This is a genomic window from Streptomyces sp. NPDC005303, from assembly GCF_040607335.1.
GTDB lineage: Bacteria > Actinomycetota > Actinomycetes > Streptomycetales > Streptomycetaceae > Streptomyces.
In genome coordinates this window covers 1-15,317 of sequence record NZ_JBEXGM010000054.1, presented here as the reverse complement: position 1 = coordinate 15,317, position 15,317 = coordinate 1, and the positions used below count along the sequence as shown (strand labels likewise).

The following is a 15,317-nucleotide window of genomic DNA, read 5'->3' as shown; positions in this document are numbered from 1 at the left end:
CAGTTCCTGAGCGCTCACTTGGCCGTCCTCATTGAGGTCCGCCTCGCCCGATCGCAGCCCCTTGATGACCATCCCCGTGAAGTGGGACGGTGCGGGAGCCATCTCGCTGAAGTGGTCGCCCTCCCAGGCGTACTCGGTGCGGCTGGTCGCGGCAAGCACCGCGTGGCCGTGGCCCTCGGCTACCTCGTGCTTCAACTCCTCGGTGGTGTGCACCGCCGTGTCGCCTTTGGCACCCGCCATGAAGGCGCCGGCGTAACAGCAGTCCAGGAGCGACACGATCGACTTGGCCCGGCACTCCTCCATTTGATCCCGCAGGAAGTCGGATGAGACGGTCGTAGAGGCGGGTTGCTCCAGGTTAGTGTCCCGGACAGCGAAAAGCAGTTTGCCTCTGTCGTTCTTGAGACCGTGGCACGAAATGTGCAGCAGGAGGAAGTCCTTTGGGCTGCGCTTCCGGAAAAAAACCTCGATGGCGCGTATCACCTCGGCATGTTCGCCATCTACGATCGTCCGCACCTCGAATCCGCCGATTCTCTGGTCCTGAAGGACCGCAGCCAGGCCTTTGACATCATGCACGGGTGAGCGGAGTTGTCGCAGGTCGGGGCTCTCGTAATGGCCTGTGGCAACGAGCAGAGCAAAACGGCCTCCGGACACCACAGCACCTCAGGTTCCCCCGCCGGTGCGGGTGTGAGACTCCGGTGCGGGGGCGAGGTCCGCTGCGGGCGACGGTGCCGACCCGTGGGCGGCAGCGAAGACGTCGATCAGTTGCCGTTGTTCCGCCGATGAAATGCCGTGCACCTCAAGGCTGTCCCCGTCCATCGTAACGGTGACCGCACGAATGGGCCGGTGCCCAATCCATGTCTCCAACAGGCTCAAGACGGCCCGCAGCGCAATCGGCGCCACGGTCACCACGAGGCTGCCGAGAGCGATGGCCTCGCCGGGCTTGGCGCCCGTGGGGGCCGCGTCCAAGCGCTTCAACTCGACTTGATCGACTTCGAGCCCAAGGAGTTGCTCGCGGAGCTGGAGGGTAAGCACGTCCAGCTCCTCCTGGTCGCTGTCCGGGCTGCCTTCCAGCACGAGGTTCATCCCACGTGTCCTGTCACCACTCACGACTTGCCCCCTATGTCACCCTACGCGAATCGGACTCCCCGAAGCACCAGTTTAGTGGACTATGGGCGCATTTTATATTAAGTACCTAAAATGATGTTTTGAGCTATTACTAGCTAATCACATGTTGAACAGTCGCCTATCCTGCGGTGCAGATCGGTGACCGATCGGCCACCGAGCGGCAATCAGTCGTGAGATTCGGCCACCGAATCTGAGATCCCGCAGGCCCGGGTTATGGTCTCGACGATGAAGTCGGCCTCACAGGGGCCGGAGTCCCGCAGGTCGTTGATCATGGGTTTTCGCCGGTGCGCTGTTTGGGACTGCGGTTGAGGGTGGAGATCGCGACGATGGGCACCTGCAGCTTCTTTTGGCGAGCAGTTTCAGGCAGCGGGCGATTTCGGAGATCTCGTCTTGAAGCACGACGGGGCGTGCGGTGGAGCACCAGCGACGTGGACTGAACCCAGCGCCGTACCACGGCCCGCGGTGGACGGCGAGCTTTCCCGGGATTCTTGCGTGACCCGCCGTCCGTCCGGGAATACTCGTCCCGCACGGCGGGAGACCTCTCTCCGGCCCGCGGCCCGCGTCCGTCGTGGCGGCCGCCCGACGCCGTGCCGACGCAGAACACGGACACGGGGGGATCACGTGGGGAACCTTGGGCTTGCCGAGACCATCGCCGCCTTGCGGGAGGAACTGGCCGAAGCCGTCGCCGCCGGCTCGGACGCAGACTTTCACTTCGGTGTCGGCGAGGTGCAGCTGGAGCTGAGCGTCGGAGTCACACACCAGACGACGGGCACGGGCCGCGCCAAATTCTGGGTGCTGGAACTCGGCGGCGACGGCCAGTACCGCAGGGAGGAGATCCAGCGGGTCCTGATCACGCTGGAGGCGCCGACCGACCGTTCGGGACGGCCGGTGCGCGTCACGCGCGACTCCCTCGCCAAGCCCTGACCCGGACACCTGGACGACCGAGGTGACCGCCCCTTTCGAGCGCGCGGTGGAAGTCCTCCGCAGACGCCGGACGGGCCCCTGGAGCGTGGGCTCCGGGTGTCTCGTCGGCGGCCGGCTGGTCCTCACCGCCGCGCACAACGTCCTCACCGACGGCTCCGTGGACGACGTGATCAGCGTGCGGCGCGGGGACCGGTTCGAACTGGCGGCGGAGGTCCTCGCTGCGGACCCCGCACAGGATCTCGCCGTCCTGCGGGTCGCCGACCACTCTTCCCTCACGGACCTGCCCGCCGTCCGGTATGCCCGGATCGACCGCGGACGGACCGCGCTGGTCGAGTGCTGGGCCATGGGCTACCCCGGCTGGAACGAGCACCCGCAGTCGGGCACCGACGTACCCCTGCGTGACAGCTCCCAGATCAACGGAGTCATCCCACCGGGCTCCCATCTGCGGCGCGGCCTGCTGGAGTTCCGGACCCAGTCGACGCCCGAAGGGACGCCCGGCAGGAACGGCTCCCAGTGGCGCGGCATGTCCGGGGCGGTCGTGTTCAGCGACGACCCCCAGCTGGGCGCACTGGCCGTGGGCGTCGTCAGCGAGCACCACCTCCCCGAAGGGTCGTCCACCCTGACCGTGGTACCTCTGACGGGACTGATCGAGCTGGGGCAGGGGACCCCATGGTGGTGGGACCTGCGGGCGGACAACTGGGTCGCCCTGCCGCGCATCCCAGCCGGTGCCTTGCCGCGCACCACCCGCCACATGAACCTGGGCAGGGCCCGCGCCAACTTCACCGACCGCGAGCGGGCCATCGTGAGGGCGACCGGACTGCTCGTCGACCAACTCGAGGACAGCGCCCCGGTGGTGGTCCTCCACGGCATGGCGGGCGTCGGCAAGACCGAACTCGCCACCCAGATCGCCCACCGCCTGGCGCCCACCTTCTGGCACGCCCGCATCCGGATCGACCTCGGCGGCGAGGGCTTCGACGTGTCGACCGAGGCGGCCATGATCGAGCTCCTGCAGGCGTTCGGGCTGTCCGGCGACAGCCTTCCCCCCGACGCGCGGGCGCGGCGGCAGCGGCTCCAGGACCATCTGCGAGCCGGTCCGAGCCTCCTCGTCCTCGACAACGTGGCCGACGCGGCCCGCGTCGTCCCCCTGCTGCCCGCGGCACCGGGCAGCGCCGCGATCCTCACCAGCCGCTCGGCCCTGCCCTCCGTCCAGGGCGCGGACCGGGTGGAGGTCGAACCGCTGCCCGACACGGAGGCGCTACGGCTCTTCGAACGCGTCATCGGCGCCGAGCGCGTCGCCCGCGAGCGCAACGCCGCGGACACCATCGTTACCCTCCTGGGAGGACTGCCGCTGGCCATCTGCATCACCGGAGGGAACCTCATCGCCCCCTCCCAGCGCAGACGGCCACTGAGCGAGCACGCCGGACTGCTCGCCGACGAACGGCGGCGCATCTCGCACCTGGAGGGCCAACTGGACGGCGAGGACATCGGAGTACGCAGCAGCTTCGAGATCAGCTACCGGGCACTGCGCGAGGACACCCGCCGGCTGTTCCGGTACCTCGGTCTGCTCGCCGGAGCCGACTTCGTGCCCGCACTGGCCGCGCGCTGCGCCGACATCGGGGAGGAGAAGGCCGGACGTCTCCTGGGCGAGCTCGCCGACCGGCAGCTGGTGGAGGTCGACGGTCCCACCGGCGAGCGCTACCGGCTGCACGACCTGCTGCGCCTGTACGCCGGGGAGCACGCCGAGCGCACCGAACCGGAGGCCGAGCGGCAGCAGGCATTCCGGCGCTCCGCGGACTGGTACGCGACCCGGCTGGACACCTGGATGAGCCGCCCGGGAGCCCACGAGAACCTGCCCGCCGAGGCGATCGACTGGTTCGCGGAGGAACACCTCAACGTCCAGGCCAATATCCGCCGTGCGTACGAGAGCCATGAGTGGGAGCTGCTGCTGCGTCTGGTGGAGCCGCTGTACGGGCTCCTCTTCTACCGCAGCCAGTGGGAGGAGATGGAGGCCGTCAAGGCCATGGCGGTCCAGGCAGCCCGGACGCGGCACGACGAGTCCGCCGAGCTAGGGTCGCTCATCCATCTCGCCGAGGCACGGCGCATCCTGGGGCGCCGTGAGGAGACGACCGGGCTGTACGAGCGCGCGCTGGAAATCGTCCGCGCACGCGGCGACCAGGACAAGGAGGGCTGGATTCTGACCCACTTCGGCGACCTCCAGTGCGACCTGGAGCGTCCCGGCGACGCACTGCGCCGGTACACCGAGGCCCGGGCCATCTACCGGCAGCGGGGCGACAAGGGTTCCGAAATCTGGCTCTCCGCCCACATGGCCGACGCCTACCGCCAGATGGACCGGCCGGAGGAGGGGGCACGCGTGCTGACGGACGCCCTGGAGACAAGCCGGCGCCGGGGAGACCCCGCCGAGATCGTCTGGTGCCAGTGGCATCTGGCCCTGGCGTACGACCAGATGGGCCGGTACGCCGAGGCCGAGGAGACCCTGGCGCCGGCCATCGAGTTCCACCGGCACCGCGGTGACCAGGCAGGCCTGGCGACGATGCTGACGATCCTGGGAGACATCCACTTCCACGCCCACCGACCTGCCCTCGCCCGGGAGGCGTACGGCGAGGCGCTTGAGCTGGTCCGCTCCCTCGACATCCCGCGGCGGGTGGCAGAACTTGAGGCGGCCCTGGAGCGTGCCTCCGGCTGAGGCGGCCCGACGCACGCGGAGTTCCGGTCGGTGGTCAGTCCAGCGGTCACTGCGGCGAAGTCGCGCCTGAACGGTCGAGTTTGCCTGGGAGTTGACGCTTACGGCCTTGGAGCCCGGCAATACTGCGGAGCGCTGGGCAAACGGCCAACTGCCAGGTCGCCGTCACCGTGCACGCGGCCACCGACACCGCCTCCTGTCCGCTGGAATGGGAGCAGTTCCTGCCCGAGGAATGGGCGCAGGACACCCAGCGGCGCAAGGCCGCGGGCGTCCCCGACGAGATAGCTCATGTGACCAAGCCCCGCCTGGCCCTGGGGCTGCTGAAGAAGCTGGCCGGCTGGCTGGGACCGGTGCCTGTGATCGTGGCCGACTGTGGCTACGGCCGCAGCGTGTCCTTCCGTCTGGCGCTGGAGGAACGCGGCTGGTCCTGCGTCCTGGCCGTGGAGCCGAAGGAGATCGCCCGCCCGGCCGCTGCCCAGCCGTATCAGCCCGCCCTACCAAGGGCCGGGGCCGCCCACGTTGCCCGATACCGGGAGCCCACCCGCTCCCTGCACCACCTGATCGACCCGGACACCCCCTTCCAGGACGTCATCTGGCGCCAGGGCAGCAAGGGGTCGATGACCTCACGCTTTGCCGTGCTCGAGGTGCGTCCGTCGGGCAAGGAAGCCACCGACGCCACTCAGGAGCAGGCCGGCGGGCGCAGCCGGTGGGACGGCGTGCTGCCGCTGCGTACCCTGCTGGTCGAACAGCCCGACACTGCCACGGAGCCCACCGGTTACTGGATGAGAAACCTGTCCGCCACCACTCCCGTGGCCGATCTGGTGCGCTGGGCCAAGATGCGATGGCGTATCGAGCACGACTACCGCGAGCTCAAACAGGGTCTGGGCCTGGACCACTTCGAGGGCCGCACCTGGCGGGGCCAAGTCCTCGACGCGCTGCGGGACCTGCCGCGGTGCTGGAACGGCACCTGCACCACCTGCGACCGCCCCCTCACCAGAACCGGAACCTAACGCAGCACTACTAGGGGCTAGCAGAGAATCGAGGTGTTGGTGTGTCAATTCAACGGCTGATCTTGCTTGTTGAGTGGTCAGTCGAGCCGGCGGGCGGCCGCCACCAAGGCGGTGAGTACGCGGCGGGTCTTGTTCTCGGGGTGCTCGGAGAGGGCCACCCCGCATTCCCGTACCACCTCCTGGAGTTTCCGCTGCTTGCGCTCGGCCCGTGCCGTGAACGTCTCCCGATCGTCCTTGTCCTTGGGTTTCACCCGGATCGAGACCTCCAGGAACTCCAAGCCGGTCACCGACCACACCTCCAGGTCGGCCCTCAGGTCGTCGAGCGGGACGTCCTCGATCTTCGTCGACAGGACGGGCCCCAGCGCGACCAGCCCGTCACGCCGGACGGAGGGCGCGCAGGCATGCAGGAACTGGTCCTGCACCGCGTCCATCGCCGCGGCGGCATCGGCTCCCTGCTCCACCACATCGCCCAGCGTTCCAGGAGGGCAGTCGCGAACCAGAGCGGCCGCCAGCACGCGGCCGTTCCTCGACCAGTCCTCCTCGATCCGGTAGGTGAAGGGTCCCGCTTCGAAGGCGTCGGAGAACCGGCCGACCAGCTGCTTCTGGTCGCACGGACGCAGCTTGACCGTCAGATCCTCCGATGCGCCGCCCAATCTGAAGCGCACGATCACCCTGTTGTCCAACAACGGCACCCGCCCCTCGGCGGCCCCCTGCCGGTCCTCTGCGAACCAGATCCGGCGCGAGGTCAGCACACCCCGCGAACTCCCGAGAGCCGACAGCGCACCGGGCACATCGCCCTCGACGTTCACCTTGATCTCGGCCGGAAGCAGGCTCATGACATCACTCCTGTGCGGGTTTCATGGGCGCAAAAACCTCACGTTTTCAGGATATATCCGCCTGTTGCCCAGGCGCGATGTCTGCCTCGGGCCGTGAACGCCGACACCGCGTCGCGCCAGATGTTCGCTCTGGAGGGACCCGCCCACGCCCTGGTGCGCACACCGCCCGACGGGAACGGACACATCCACGGGCCGGAGTTCCGCTACGTCGAGTACGAGCCGTGACGCCGGATTTTCAGTGTGCGTGCCCCCTGTTGCCGGCTCCCCTTCCTCGATGCAGATCTCCCACCTCATGACGAGCCGCAGGTCGCTTACGGCAGACCCGTCGCCGACGAAGCCGACAGCGACCTGGTGGTCGCCCTCTTGCAGTCCGCTGTCCGGACCGTCGGAACTTGCAGCGATCGCGAGGGCCGGCCTCTTCCGCAGCACTTCGTAGGTAAATGGTGACGAGGTGCGCGAGGACATACTCGTCCTCGTTGCCGAAGGCCACGTGAGTCAGGTCTGTGGGACGGTCAGCGTGGTGGTCGAACCGCCGGAAGTGAACGACGTGCCACACCTCGACCGTCACCGGGTCCAGTTGTGCCGGCTGGAACAGCTTTCTGCCTGACCTCTGAACACCGACAACAAGGCCCCGACGCCGCCCGGCAACAGTGTCTGGCCGCCGGCAGCATGACTGCCCGCTCAGGGAGCCGACGCACGTACGCTTTGGCCGCCGCACTCGGCTTTGTACCGACGAGGCTCAAGATCAAGGCTGCAGCCACGGTCCACCTCGACGCCCCTGGCCATGCCGGGGCGCCTCGCTCCACTCAGCGGGGAATCGACCTCATCGCTGATCTGCCACGATCGCGAGCCGCTACGGGTTGGACGCGAGGGCATTGCGGTCGTGCCGGCAGTGGCGCAACACCCCACCCCCTCGAGGGCGGCTGCATGGGGCCGATATGGCCGAGGTACTGCTGTGATCGGCTGGCCGATTGTGGCGCTCCGTCTGCTCATGCTCCGTAACTCCTTCAACTGTCCCAAGTTGAACGGCATTCGCCTACATCCCGGGATGCGAGCACGCAACCGAAGGCAGATGATGGAGTGGTCGGGAGCCTGGAGCCCATTCCCGGAGTGGAGTGTGTGGCAGTGGCTGGCCGGCACACAGGACCGTTCACTAGCACCCTCTCGCGCCCCACCCGCTCTCGCGGCTGAGCCGTTGCCGCCCGCGACGTCCACTCGGTCACGTGCCGATTCCCGGTTCATTTCGGAGGCTTCGAGATGCCCGTTCTCTTCTTCGACATAGGAGCGACCCTGGCGGATGCACGGGAGGAGGCGGACGGTTCGCTGACGTTGGTGCCCCGACCCCGCGTCCTCGCCGTGCTCGACGCCTTCCTCGACGTACGCAAGGGCGTCATCTCCAACCCGGGTTCGAGTGAAGTCGCCGCGGAGCGGGCCGCGTCGGCTCTGCGGGAGGCCTTCCCCGGCCGGTTCACGGACGACTCGCTCATCCATTGGGGCCCCAAGAACAGCCGGGCGATCTTCGAGGAGGCGGTCGCCGGCACGGCGGGCGGGGGGATCCCGGCCTCCGCGGCCGACGAGTGCGTTTTCGTGGGCGAGGACCAGCAGGAGCGCGCGTTCGCCCGACAAGCCGGGCTGCGTACGGCGGCCCACCCCGTGTTCACCGCCGCCGCCCTGGAGAACCGTCCTGTCCTCTGGGCGCGGATCGGGCTGCCCGAGGGCCAGGGCCTGCCCGCACTGGCGACGGTCGCGAACCGGGCCGAGGTCGTTCCCGTGCACATCGCCTCCGTGCGGCTCGTGCTGGCCATGGCGAGCACGCGCGGCGCCGCGGCGCTCGAACAGGCCGGGTTCACGGTCGACCTGCGGGGGCCGGTGGAGGACACGGCGGCCTTCCTGATCCGCGACGACCGCCCCCTCACCCTCGCCCAGGGCTCCGCGGACGCCCCGGAGAGGGCGACAACACGCGCCACGTCCGCTTTCGACGCCGTAGCCGACGAACTCGCCGGCGTCACCGCTCCGCCGCTCCTACCGCTGGGCCCCGCTCCGGGCGGCGTCTACGTCGCCGCACCCGCCGGCGCCCCGATCGAGGACGTCCACCTGCCGGGCGCGAAGCCCGGCCACACCGAACGACTGCTTCCAGACCCGGCGCTCCTCTCCCGCCCCGGAGAGGCATGGGCACAAGGACTCGCCGCAGGCCGCGCGGAAGGCATGGGAGGCGCCACGGAAGTCCCGGCAGAGCCGGGACCACGCGTTTCGGCAGCTGGTGACGACCACCCCTCCCCGGAGACGATCGCCGCGGTACGGGCGGCCGTGACCCCAGAGGTACTGCGCGGCCATGTCGCGCGCCTCTCCGGTGTCGAACCGCTCGGAAGCGGCGAGGCGCTGCTGGTGCGCAGCCGTGACGTATCCGCCGCGGACAACCCCCGAGTCGTCGAGGCCCTCGCGGACCGCTTCCAGAACCTCGGCCTGGAGGTACGACTGCACCGGTTCCGGTGGCGTGGACACCGGTTGTTCAACCTGGAGGCCGAGCACCGAGTGGCCGGTGCGGACTCCACGGTTCTCATCACCGCGCATCTGGACTCCACTGCCTCGAGCGGTGAATTCGTCGACGAGAACGGCGACCCGCGCCCCTACGACCCCACAATGGACCCCGCACCCGGCGCCGACGACGACGGCAGCGGAACCGCCGCCGTCATGGCCGCGGCCGAGTGCCTGCACGACATGCTGGCAGAGGGCAGAACGCCGAATCGGAACGTACGCTTCGTGCTCTTCAACGCCGAGGAACAGGGCCTGGTCGGCAGCAAGTTCTACGCGCGGGCCGCCGCCGCGGCCGACGACCGTATCGCCGGTGTCTTCCAGATGGACATGATCGCGGGGCGTCAGCAGGGCAGTACACCCACCGTCGAGATCCACGCCGGTTCCTCGGTACCGGGTCCGGTCGTCGGGTCATCCAACACGCTGGGCGCTCTCGTCGCGAACACCGTCCCCGTCATCGACCCCGCGGTGACGGTCCAACAGCTCACGGGCCCATCCGATCCGGCGATCGGACGGAGCGACCACGCCAGCTTCCACGAGCGGGGGTGGGCGGCCATCGCCGTATCCGAGGACATTTTCGCTTCGGACGGCCGACCCGGGACGGGCACCCGGCAATATCACACACCGGGAGACACCCTCCTCGACCAGGATCACAGCCCGGAGTTCGCGGCCACGGTCGCCCGCTCCGTCACGGCAACCGCCCTCACCCTCGCAGGCCTGTAACCCACAAGAGTGCCGACGAACACACAAGGGAGCCAAAGAGCGCACCAGACGCTGAAGAGCACACAAGACCGCCGACGCCGGGCCCAGCGCCCGTGGCAGGAGCACGTCATGACACAGCTGATCGACAAGCGGGATCTGCAGTACGACCGGCTCGCCCGGGTCCGGGGCGCTTCGGCGTTCCTCGCCGAGACCGATCGTGTGGCGGAGTCGGTACAACACACCCTCATCACCGACGACAGCAAGGTGAACCGCTTCACCGGGCACCTGACCGAGCTACGGGTGGAGGGCGCACCGGCCGGCCTCGCCGAACGGGCGGGCGCCGAGGCCGCCGACGGCGAATACATCGTCCGCGCCAAGGAGTACCTTTCCTCGGTCTCAGGGGCGATCGGCTTCGCCGCCGGAGAGCCCGCGGAGTTCGAGGCCGATCCGAAGGTGACGTCCACGAGCGGCGGCATGCGCGTGGTCAGCCTCCAGCAGACACTCAACGGCATCGACGTGTGGGGCATGGCTCCCAAGGTCTGGCTGCGCGAGGACGGCACGGTCGTCAGGGTCGTCGGCGACACGGCAAGCGTGCCGGGCAACGTGCCCACGATGCCCGCGCTGCCGGTCGAGACGGCTCTGGCCGCCGGCGCCGCAAAGGCGGCCGAACCGGTCACGATCGACGGTCTGTTCGGCACCGACGAACTGCCGGCTCTCGACATCTCGGAAGGCTTCCGTCGGCTGAGTTCCCAGGCAGGCAACGACCAGCCGATGACGTTCGACAAAGGCGCCTTCGACGAGGCGATCCCCGCGCGGCTCGTGTACTTCTACATGGGCGACGACGTCCGTCTCGCCTGGTCGTTCAGGTTCTCTCGCGCGAACGGCGCCGTGCAGTACCACGCGCTCGTGGAGGCCGACGAGAAGACGGCGGACGCGGCGACACCCCAGGTTCTGTACCTCCAGGACCTGACCAATCACGTCGTCGGAGGACTGGTGGTCCGGCAGAACCCGGCCAAGACGGAGCCCGCCCTGGCCTCCTTCCCCCTGCCACTGACCGACTATCCGGTCGAACGCCCGGCGCCGCCGTTGCCCGGGTTTCCCGGACCCTGGGTCACGCAGCAGAACGGGCACGTGGCGACCCTCGGGAACAACGTGCAAGCCGTCCACGCGGACACCGGCAAAACCTTCCAGGTCGATGTCGACGCGGCGGGCAACGCGCTGTTCGCCCCGAACCCCGGCACGCCGGAACAACTCGTCACGAACGTCTTCTTCCTGTGCAACGAACTGCACGACCTCCTCATAATGCTCGGCTTCACGGAGGAGCACGGCAACTTCCAGACCGTCAATTTCTCGGGAAAGGGCGTGGGAGCCGACCCCGTCGTGGCCCGCGCCCATCCTGGGCCGGTCTTCGGCACAGCCAATATGCTCACGCGCGCCGACGGTTTGGCGGCGGAGATGAACATGGGTTTGGTCGCCGGAACCAATAGGCACACGGCCATGGACGCGGCAGTCGTCCGCCACGAGTACGCGCACGGTCTCTCCAACCGGCTGGTCGGCGGCCTGCACGATGCCGCCGGTCTGCGCGAGGACCAGTCCCTGGCAATGGGCGAGGGCTGGTCGGACTACTTCGCACTCACCATCCCCAACTTCTTCCGGGAGCGGGAGCACACCGTCGTCGGCGACTGGGTCATAGACAACCCAGGCGGCATCCGCCAGCGGCCGTACGACGACAACTACCCGGGTGACTTCGGGGACATCGGGCATGCCACGGGCGGGCTCGACTACACGAAAATCCACAACGTCGGCGAGATCTGGTGCGCCGCGCTCATGGAGATGACCCGCCGAATCAGCGCGGAGCTCGGCAGCAAGGAGCGCGGCTACCGGGTCGCCTGGCAGGCCGTCGTCGACGGGCTGAAACTCACCCCGAAGAACCCGTCGTTCCTCACCGCGCGCGGCGCGATCCTGCGGGCCCTGGCGGACCTCAAGGGCACGGCGTTCACCGAGGCCGAGTACCCCGAGGTCCGCAAGGCGGCGTGGGGATCCTTCGCCCGCTACGGCATGGGCTTCGACGCCTTCTGTCCCAACGCGTCCTTCGTCGGCTGCCGGGCCGGCAGCCAGCTGCCCCCGCCCGGACATGAGGACTGAGGCGGTCTGCCGGCACACTGAGCCCGACTCGCGACCGTAGCGTGACCGCCTCCAGCAAGAACTACCGCTGGTGGAAAGGCAGTATTCCGGGCGTGCCGTGATTCGGGGGCTGAAAGGGAACGTCGCCTGTCGTTGTCCCCTTGGGCGGGCGCTCAGCTCACGGCACAGCATGGAGCGGTCGCGGTCGAGGTGCGCGTGCCCGCGACTGAGGCGATGTGGACTCCGTACGTGGCAGCCACTTCTGTCCAGGGCTCAGCGAAGCCGTGCAAGATGTTGCCCGCGATGACGTGACGCGCGAGCCCGTGCCCGGACATGTCAAATACTCCGCCCTGGTCCGTTGCCAGAAGAGATCATGGATGGTGCCGCGTACGCGCAGGCGGTCGCGGACGCGGACGCGGTGAAAGCGTCGGGGGCTTACTACGCGGGCGGCACGTCGGCGCTGGACGACGATGCCTACGACCGGCTGGTACGGGGCATCGCCGCGTGGGAGTCGGACCATCCCGATCAGGTGCTGCCCGACTCGCCGACCGGGAAAGTCGCCGGCGGGGCTGTGGTGGGCGACGTGCCGCACACGGTGGCGATGCTGAGCCTGGACAATGCCTTCTCACCCGAGGAGTTCACGGCCTGGACCGCCTCGTCGGTCAGACGCATCGGCCACGAAGCGCAACGCTTCAGCGTCGAGCCGAAGCTCCACCCGGCGACGTGATCGCCGGGTAGGACGTCTCGCACGCGATCGGCACGCGCGGCGGATGTGGGAGTGTTCGCCGATGGTGAGCTTCCCCTTCGCGTTCTTCGATGCGTAGCGGCATACGAGCATCTTCGCGATGAGCCGGTCCCCGGCCCAGACCGTGCGGCCTACGCAGCCGAGTTGAGTCGCCGCCGACTTCCCAGGTGCTCGAACGCCCGGCTGAGGACCATCTCGAAGGCGCGCGGGGGCGGCGGTGGGAGCTGGACGCCGGGCGGGGAGTCGGGGGCGTTCTCGATCCCGTGGCGAAGGCCGGTGACACCGATGAGGCGTTCGGCCTTGTCGTACCACGGCGCCAGGTCGGCGTACTCGATCGGCCAGTCGAAGCCCAGTCCGTCACGGGTCTTCGGCTTGAAGTCGTACGGTCCGAAGCGCAGCGGCACCAGACCCCAGTGGTTGGTGCGACCGCCCAGCATCCGCGGCCGCCACCAGCTGAACTGATTCGACCTGTCCGGAGTCGGGGGGTCCGCCTGGCTATAGGGCACACCGGCGATCTGTGAGCCGCCATCTACGGTGGCGTCGTAGAAACCCTGCGGCTTGTCCGACGTCGAGGCCGCCCGCAGAGGCGCGTCCTGCGGCGTAGTTGAACATCGGCGTCTCGGTCCCTGGATCGTAGTCCCGGCCCGCCTCCAGCATCAGGACGCGAGCACCTCCGACCTCACCGAGGTCCTCGCACGGGTCCGGCCGGTCATGGTCTTCCTCGACGGGAATTCCGCGTCCGCATTGTCCCGAGCCGCCACGAGGGAAGGCGAGCAGTGGCTGGACTGGTATATCGGAAAACTCGCCAGCTACAGGTAAGTACTCCGGTGGCCGATGTCGCTTCGGCGGTGAAGTACCTGCTGCGTGAGCGTGCAATGACACTTGGCACAGTCCGCCGGCAGGACTGGGGTCTCGTTGTGATCGAACGAGCTGACGAGCTGCCCCCGGGCGAGGTATTGCGGGTCGCACAACGGAGGCTGAGGCCGTGGCTGGGAAAGACCGTCGCGCACGGGTGGGACGGGCATGGCAATGTGTCTCGGCCGCCCGACGCCACGACCGTAACGATCTACGGCTGGAGTCCTGGGCGGATAAAGCACGCACACGTAATTCCTGTATCTCCGCTGTGTGTCGCCGGCACCGAAGGCGCTCACGGGAGCAGGTGCTAGCGTCCAGCCATATGAGTGACCGTGTGTATGTGGGCAACGCAGGCAAGGATGCGGCACTGGACCGGGGATGGCTCCTGGGGCACTTTAAGGACGTAGGCGATCCGCGCCACAGTGAGGCCGTGGAGATCAAATGGGGTGTCCACCCCCGCGGCGACGAGCGATCGCAGTGGGTGAAGGGCGAGGAACGCACAGCTCTCCTGGTTCTCATCAGCGGACGTTTCCGCGTGGCACTCCCGGGCCGCAGCGTTCTTCTGGAACAGCAGGGTGACTACGTCGTATGGGGACGCGGGATCGATCATTCATGGTTCGCGGAGGATGAGTCGGTGGTGCTGACCGTTCGATGGCCGTCAGTGCCCGGCTACGCAGTGACGGAGCAGAATCAGGCTCGACTGCAGACCTGACCACGAAAGATCGATGACTCAGACCGGCGAGAACCGCTGGCCGGCTCGCTGCCGTGTGCGCACCCATCCATCCTCGAACCGCCGTCCCATTCCTGGAACGGCGGCACTCGCCGACTTCTCCGCTTCGGAAGCCGGCGAGTGCGTGATGCGGCGCAGATTCAAGCGACTCACATGCGCAGTAGCCAGCTCGTGATGCCTGCCACTCACCTCCCGTGCACACCGGCAAGTGGCGTCGTGCCGCCGGCCTCACCTTCCTCCCGAGCCGGCCGGAGGGTCAGGAAAACAGGAGAGGTCGCGCCCTGCAGACCGCCCTGACCGAGGCCATCGCCGGCCCCCTCACCCGTACCAAGGCCGTCCGGCAAGGGGGCGTACTCCAACGGCGCCCGCACCACACCCTCGCCGAGATCGCCGAGATGCACGACCTGCCCACCGGCCGCGTCAACCAACTCGCCAAGGGCAAGTAGCCAACCAGCGCCGCCACTCACCTCGGCGCGCAGACCGGCTGGCGGCGTCATGCCACCGGCCTCATCTCTCTTCCGAGCCGACCGGAGGGCAGGAGAACACGGGCAGCCGCTCCCCTCATAGTCGGGCCATCGCCCTGGGCCGCTCGCCGAAGCCGGTCGCGGTCACGGTGCTGCGCCGCCCGCGGACGAGGTACAGCTGCATGTCCGTCCGCCGCCGGTCGGCGCCCGCGCCCGCAGGCCGCGCCGGGAGCCGCTGGGGGAAGTTTGAAAGGAAGCGCCGCAACGCGCGCCTCCCCGTTGCACCTTGCGTGGCAGTCTTCGTAGAGGGTTCGGCTGCCAGCTGGCCGGCTTGTCCGGCGGGAGTCGCGTCTGGCAGGTCATCGTTGTCGATTGCCAGGCAGAGTTCAGCTTTGTCGGCCGGAGTCGCCTTGCTGCTCGGCCGGCCTCCACTCGTGGGCGCGGCTCCGTCCTGCCCTGACGGGCCGGACGCCGCTACGGCCTGTCTGACAAATGACCACTGGGCGGGTTTGTGTCTGGTGCTATTTGCCTTGCTGTGATGGCATCGGCCAGCGACCCTGGGCTGGTGC

General features: G+C 68.5%; 12 protein-coding genes and 1 pseudogene. 10 read left to right on the top strand and 3 right to left on the bottom strand.

The window, feature by feature from the left end; translation table 11 throughout:
* Positions 1-660: 660 nt before the first annotated feature.
* Complete coding sequence (locus ABZT93_RS38485; protein WP_356113455.1) at positions 661-1,083, bottom strand: hypothetical protein; 423 nt, start codon at positions 1,081-1,083, stop codon at positions 661-663.
* Between the two features lie 663 nt (positions 1,084-1,746).
* Between ABZT93_RS38485 and ABZT93_RS38480 the strand changes: the two genes are divergently transcribed.
* From ABZT93_RS38480 to ABZT93_RS38470, 3 genes are all read left to right on the top strand, one after another.
* The gene (locus ABZT93_RS38480; protein ID WP_356113453.1) at positions 1,747-2,049 is read left to right on the top strand and encodes a trypco2 family protein; all 303 of its coding nucleotides are present in this window, start codon (positions 1,747-1,749) and stop codon (positions 2,047-2,049) included.
* 22 nt (positions 2,050-2,071) lie between these two features.
* Positions 2,072-4,753 (top strand): tetratricopeptide repeat protein, encoded by a 2,682-nt coding sequence (locus tag ABZT93_RS38475; protein WP_356113452.1) that lies wholly within the window; start codon positions 2,072-2,074, stop codon positions 4,751-4,753.
* A 167-nt stretch (positions 4,754-4,920) separates the two neighbouring features.
* Positions 4,921-5,760, top strand: a complete 840-nt coding sequence (locus ABZT93_RS38470) for a transposase (RefSeq protein ID WP_356113450.1) — start codon at positions 4,921-4,923, stop codon at positions 5,758-5,760.
* A 77-nt stretch (positions 5,761-5,837) separates the two neighbouring features.
* Here the strand turns inward: ABZT93_RS38470 and ABZT93_RS38465 are convergent, their stop codons facing one another.
* Positions 5,838-6,596, bottom strand: coding sequence for a hypothetical protein (locus ABZT93_RS38465; protein WP_356113448.1), 759 nt, complete (start codon positions 6,594-6,596; stop codon positions 5,838-5,840).
* A 93-nt stretch (positions 6,597-6,689) separates the two neighbouring features.
* Between ABZT93_RS38465 and ABZT93_RS38460 the strand changes: the two genes are divergently transcribed.
* From ABZT93_RS38460 to ABZT93_RS38440, 5 genes and pseudogenes are all read left to right on the top strand, one after another.
* Positions 6,690-6,821, top strand: a complete 132-nt coding sequence (locus ABZT93_RS38460; RefSeq protein ID WP_356113446.1) for a hypothetical protein — start codon at positions 6,690-6,692, stop codon at positions 6,819-6,821.
* Between the two features lie 226 nt (positions 6,822-7,047).
* Positions 7,048-7,203, top strand: a complete 156-nt coding sequence (locus ABZT93_RS38455; RefSeq protein WP_356113444.1) for a hypothetical protein — start codon at positions 7,048-7,050, stop codon at positions 7,201-7,203.
* 650 nt (positions 7,204-7,853) lie between these two features.
* A complete protein-coding gene (locus tag ABZT93_RS38450; RefSeq protein WP_356113442.1) occupies positions 7,854-9,851 on the top strand; it encodes a M20/M25/M40 family metallo-hydrolase in 1,998 nt (665 codons plus the stop codon).
* A 108-nt stretch (positions 9,852-9,959) separates the two neighbouring features.
* Positions 9,960-11,975: a M36 family metallopeptidase gene (locus tag ABZT93_RS38445; RefSeq protein WP_356113440.1), complete on the top strand. Its 2,016-nt coding sequence runs from the start codon at positions 9,960-9,962 to the stop codon at positions 11,973-11,975.
* 352 nt (positions 11,976-12,327) lie between these two features.
* Positions 12,328-12,689: pseudogene (locus tag ABZT93_RS38440) on the top strand (NAD-dependent DNA ligase LigA); the annotation flags it as partial.
* A 141-nt stretch (positions 12,690-12,830) separates the two neighbouring features.
* Here the strand turns inward: ABZT93_RS38440 and ABZT93_RS38435 are convergent.
* Positions 12,831-13,136 (bottom strand): hypothetical protein, encoded by a 306-nt coding sequence (locus ABZT93_RS38435; RefSeq protein ID WP_356113439.1) that lies wholly within the window; start codon positions 13,134-13,136, stop codon positions 12,831-12,833.
* 740 nt (positions 13,137-13,876) lie between these two features.
* Between ABZT93_RS38435 and ABZT93_RS38430 the strand changes: the two genes are divergently transcribed.
* Positions 13,877-14,266 carry a signal peptidase I gene (locus tag ABZT93_RS38430; protein ID WP_356113437.1) on the top strand — a complete coding sequence of 130 codons (390 nt, stop codon included), beginning with the start codon at positions 13,877-13,879 and terminating at the stop codon, positions 14,264-14,266.
* A 212-nt stretch (positions 14,267-14,478) separates the two neighbouring features.
* Complete coding sequence (locus ABZT93_RS38425) at positions 14,479-14,730, top strand: hypothetical protein (RefSeq protein WP_356113435.1); 252 nt, start codon at positions 14,479-14,481, stop codon at positions 14,728-14,730.
* Positions 14,731-15,317 lie beyond the last annotated feature (587 nt).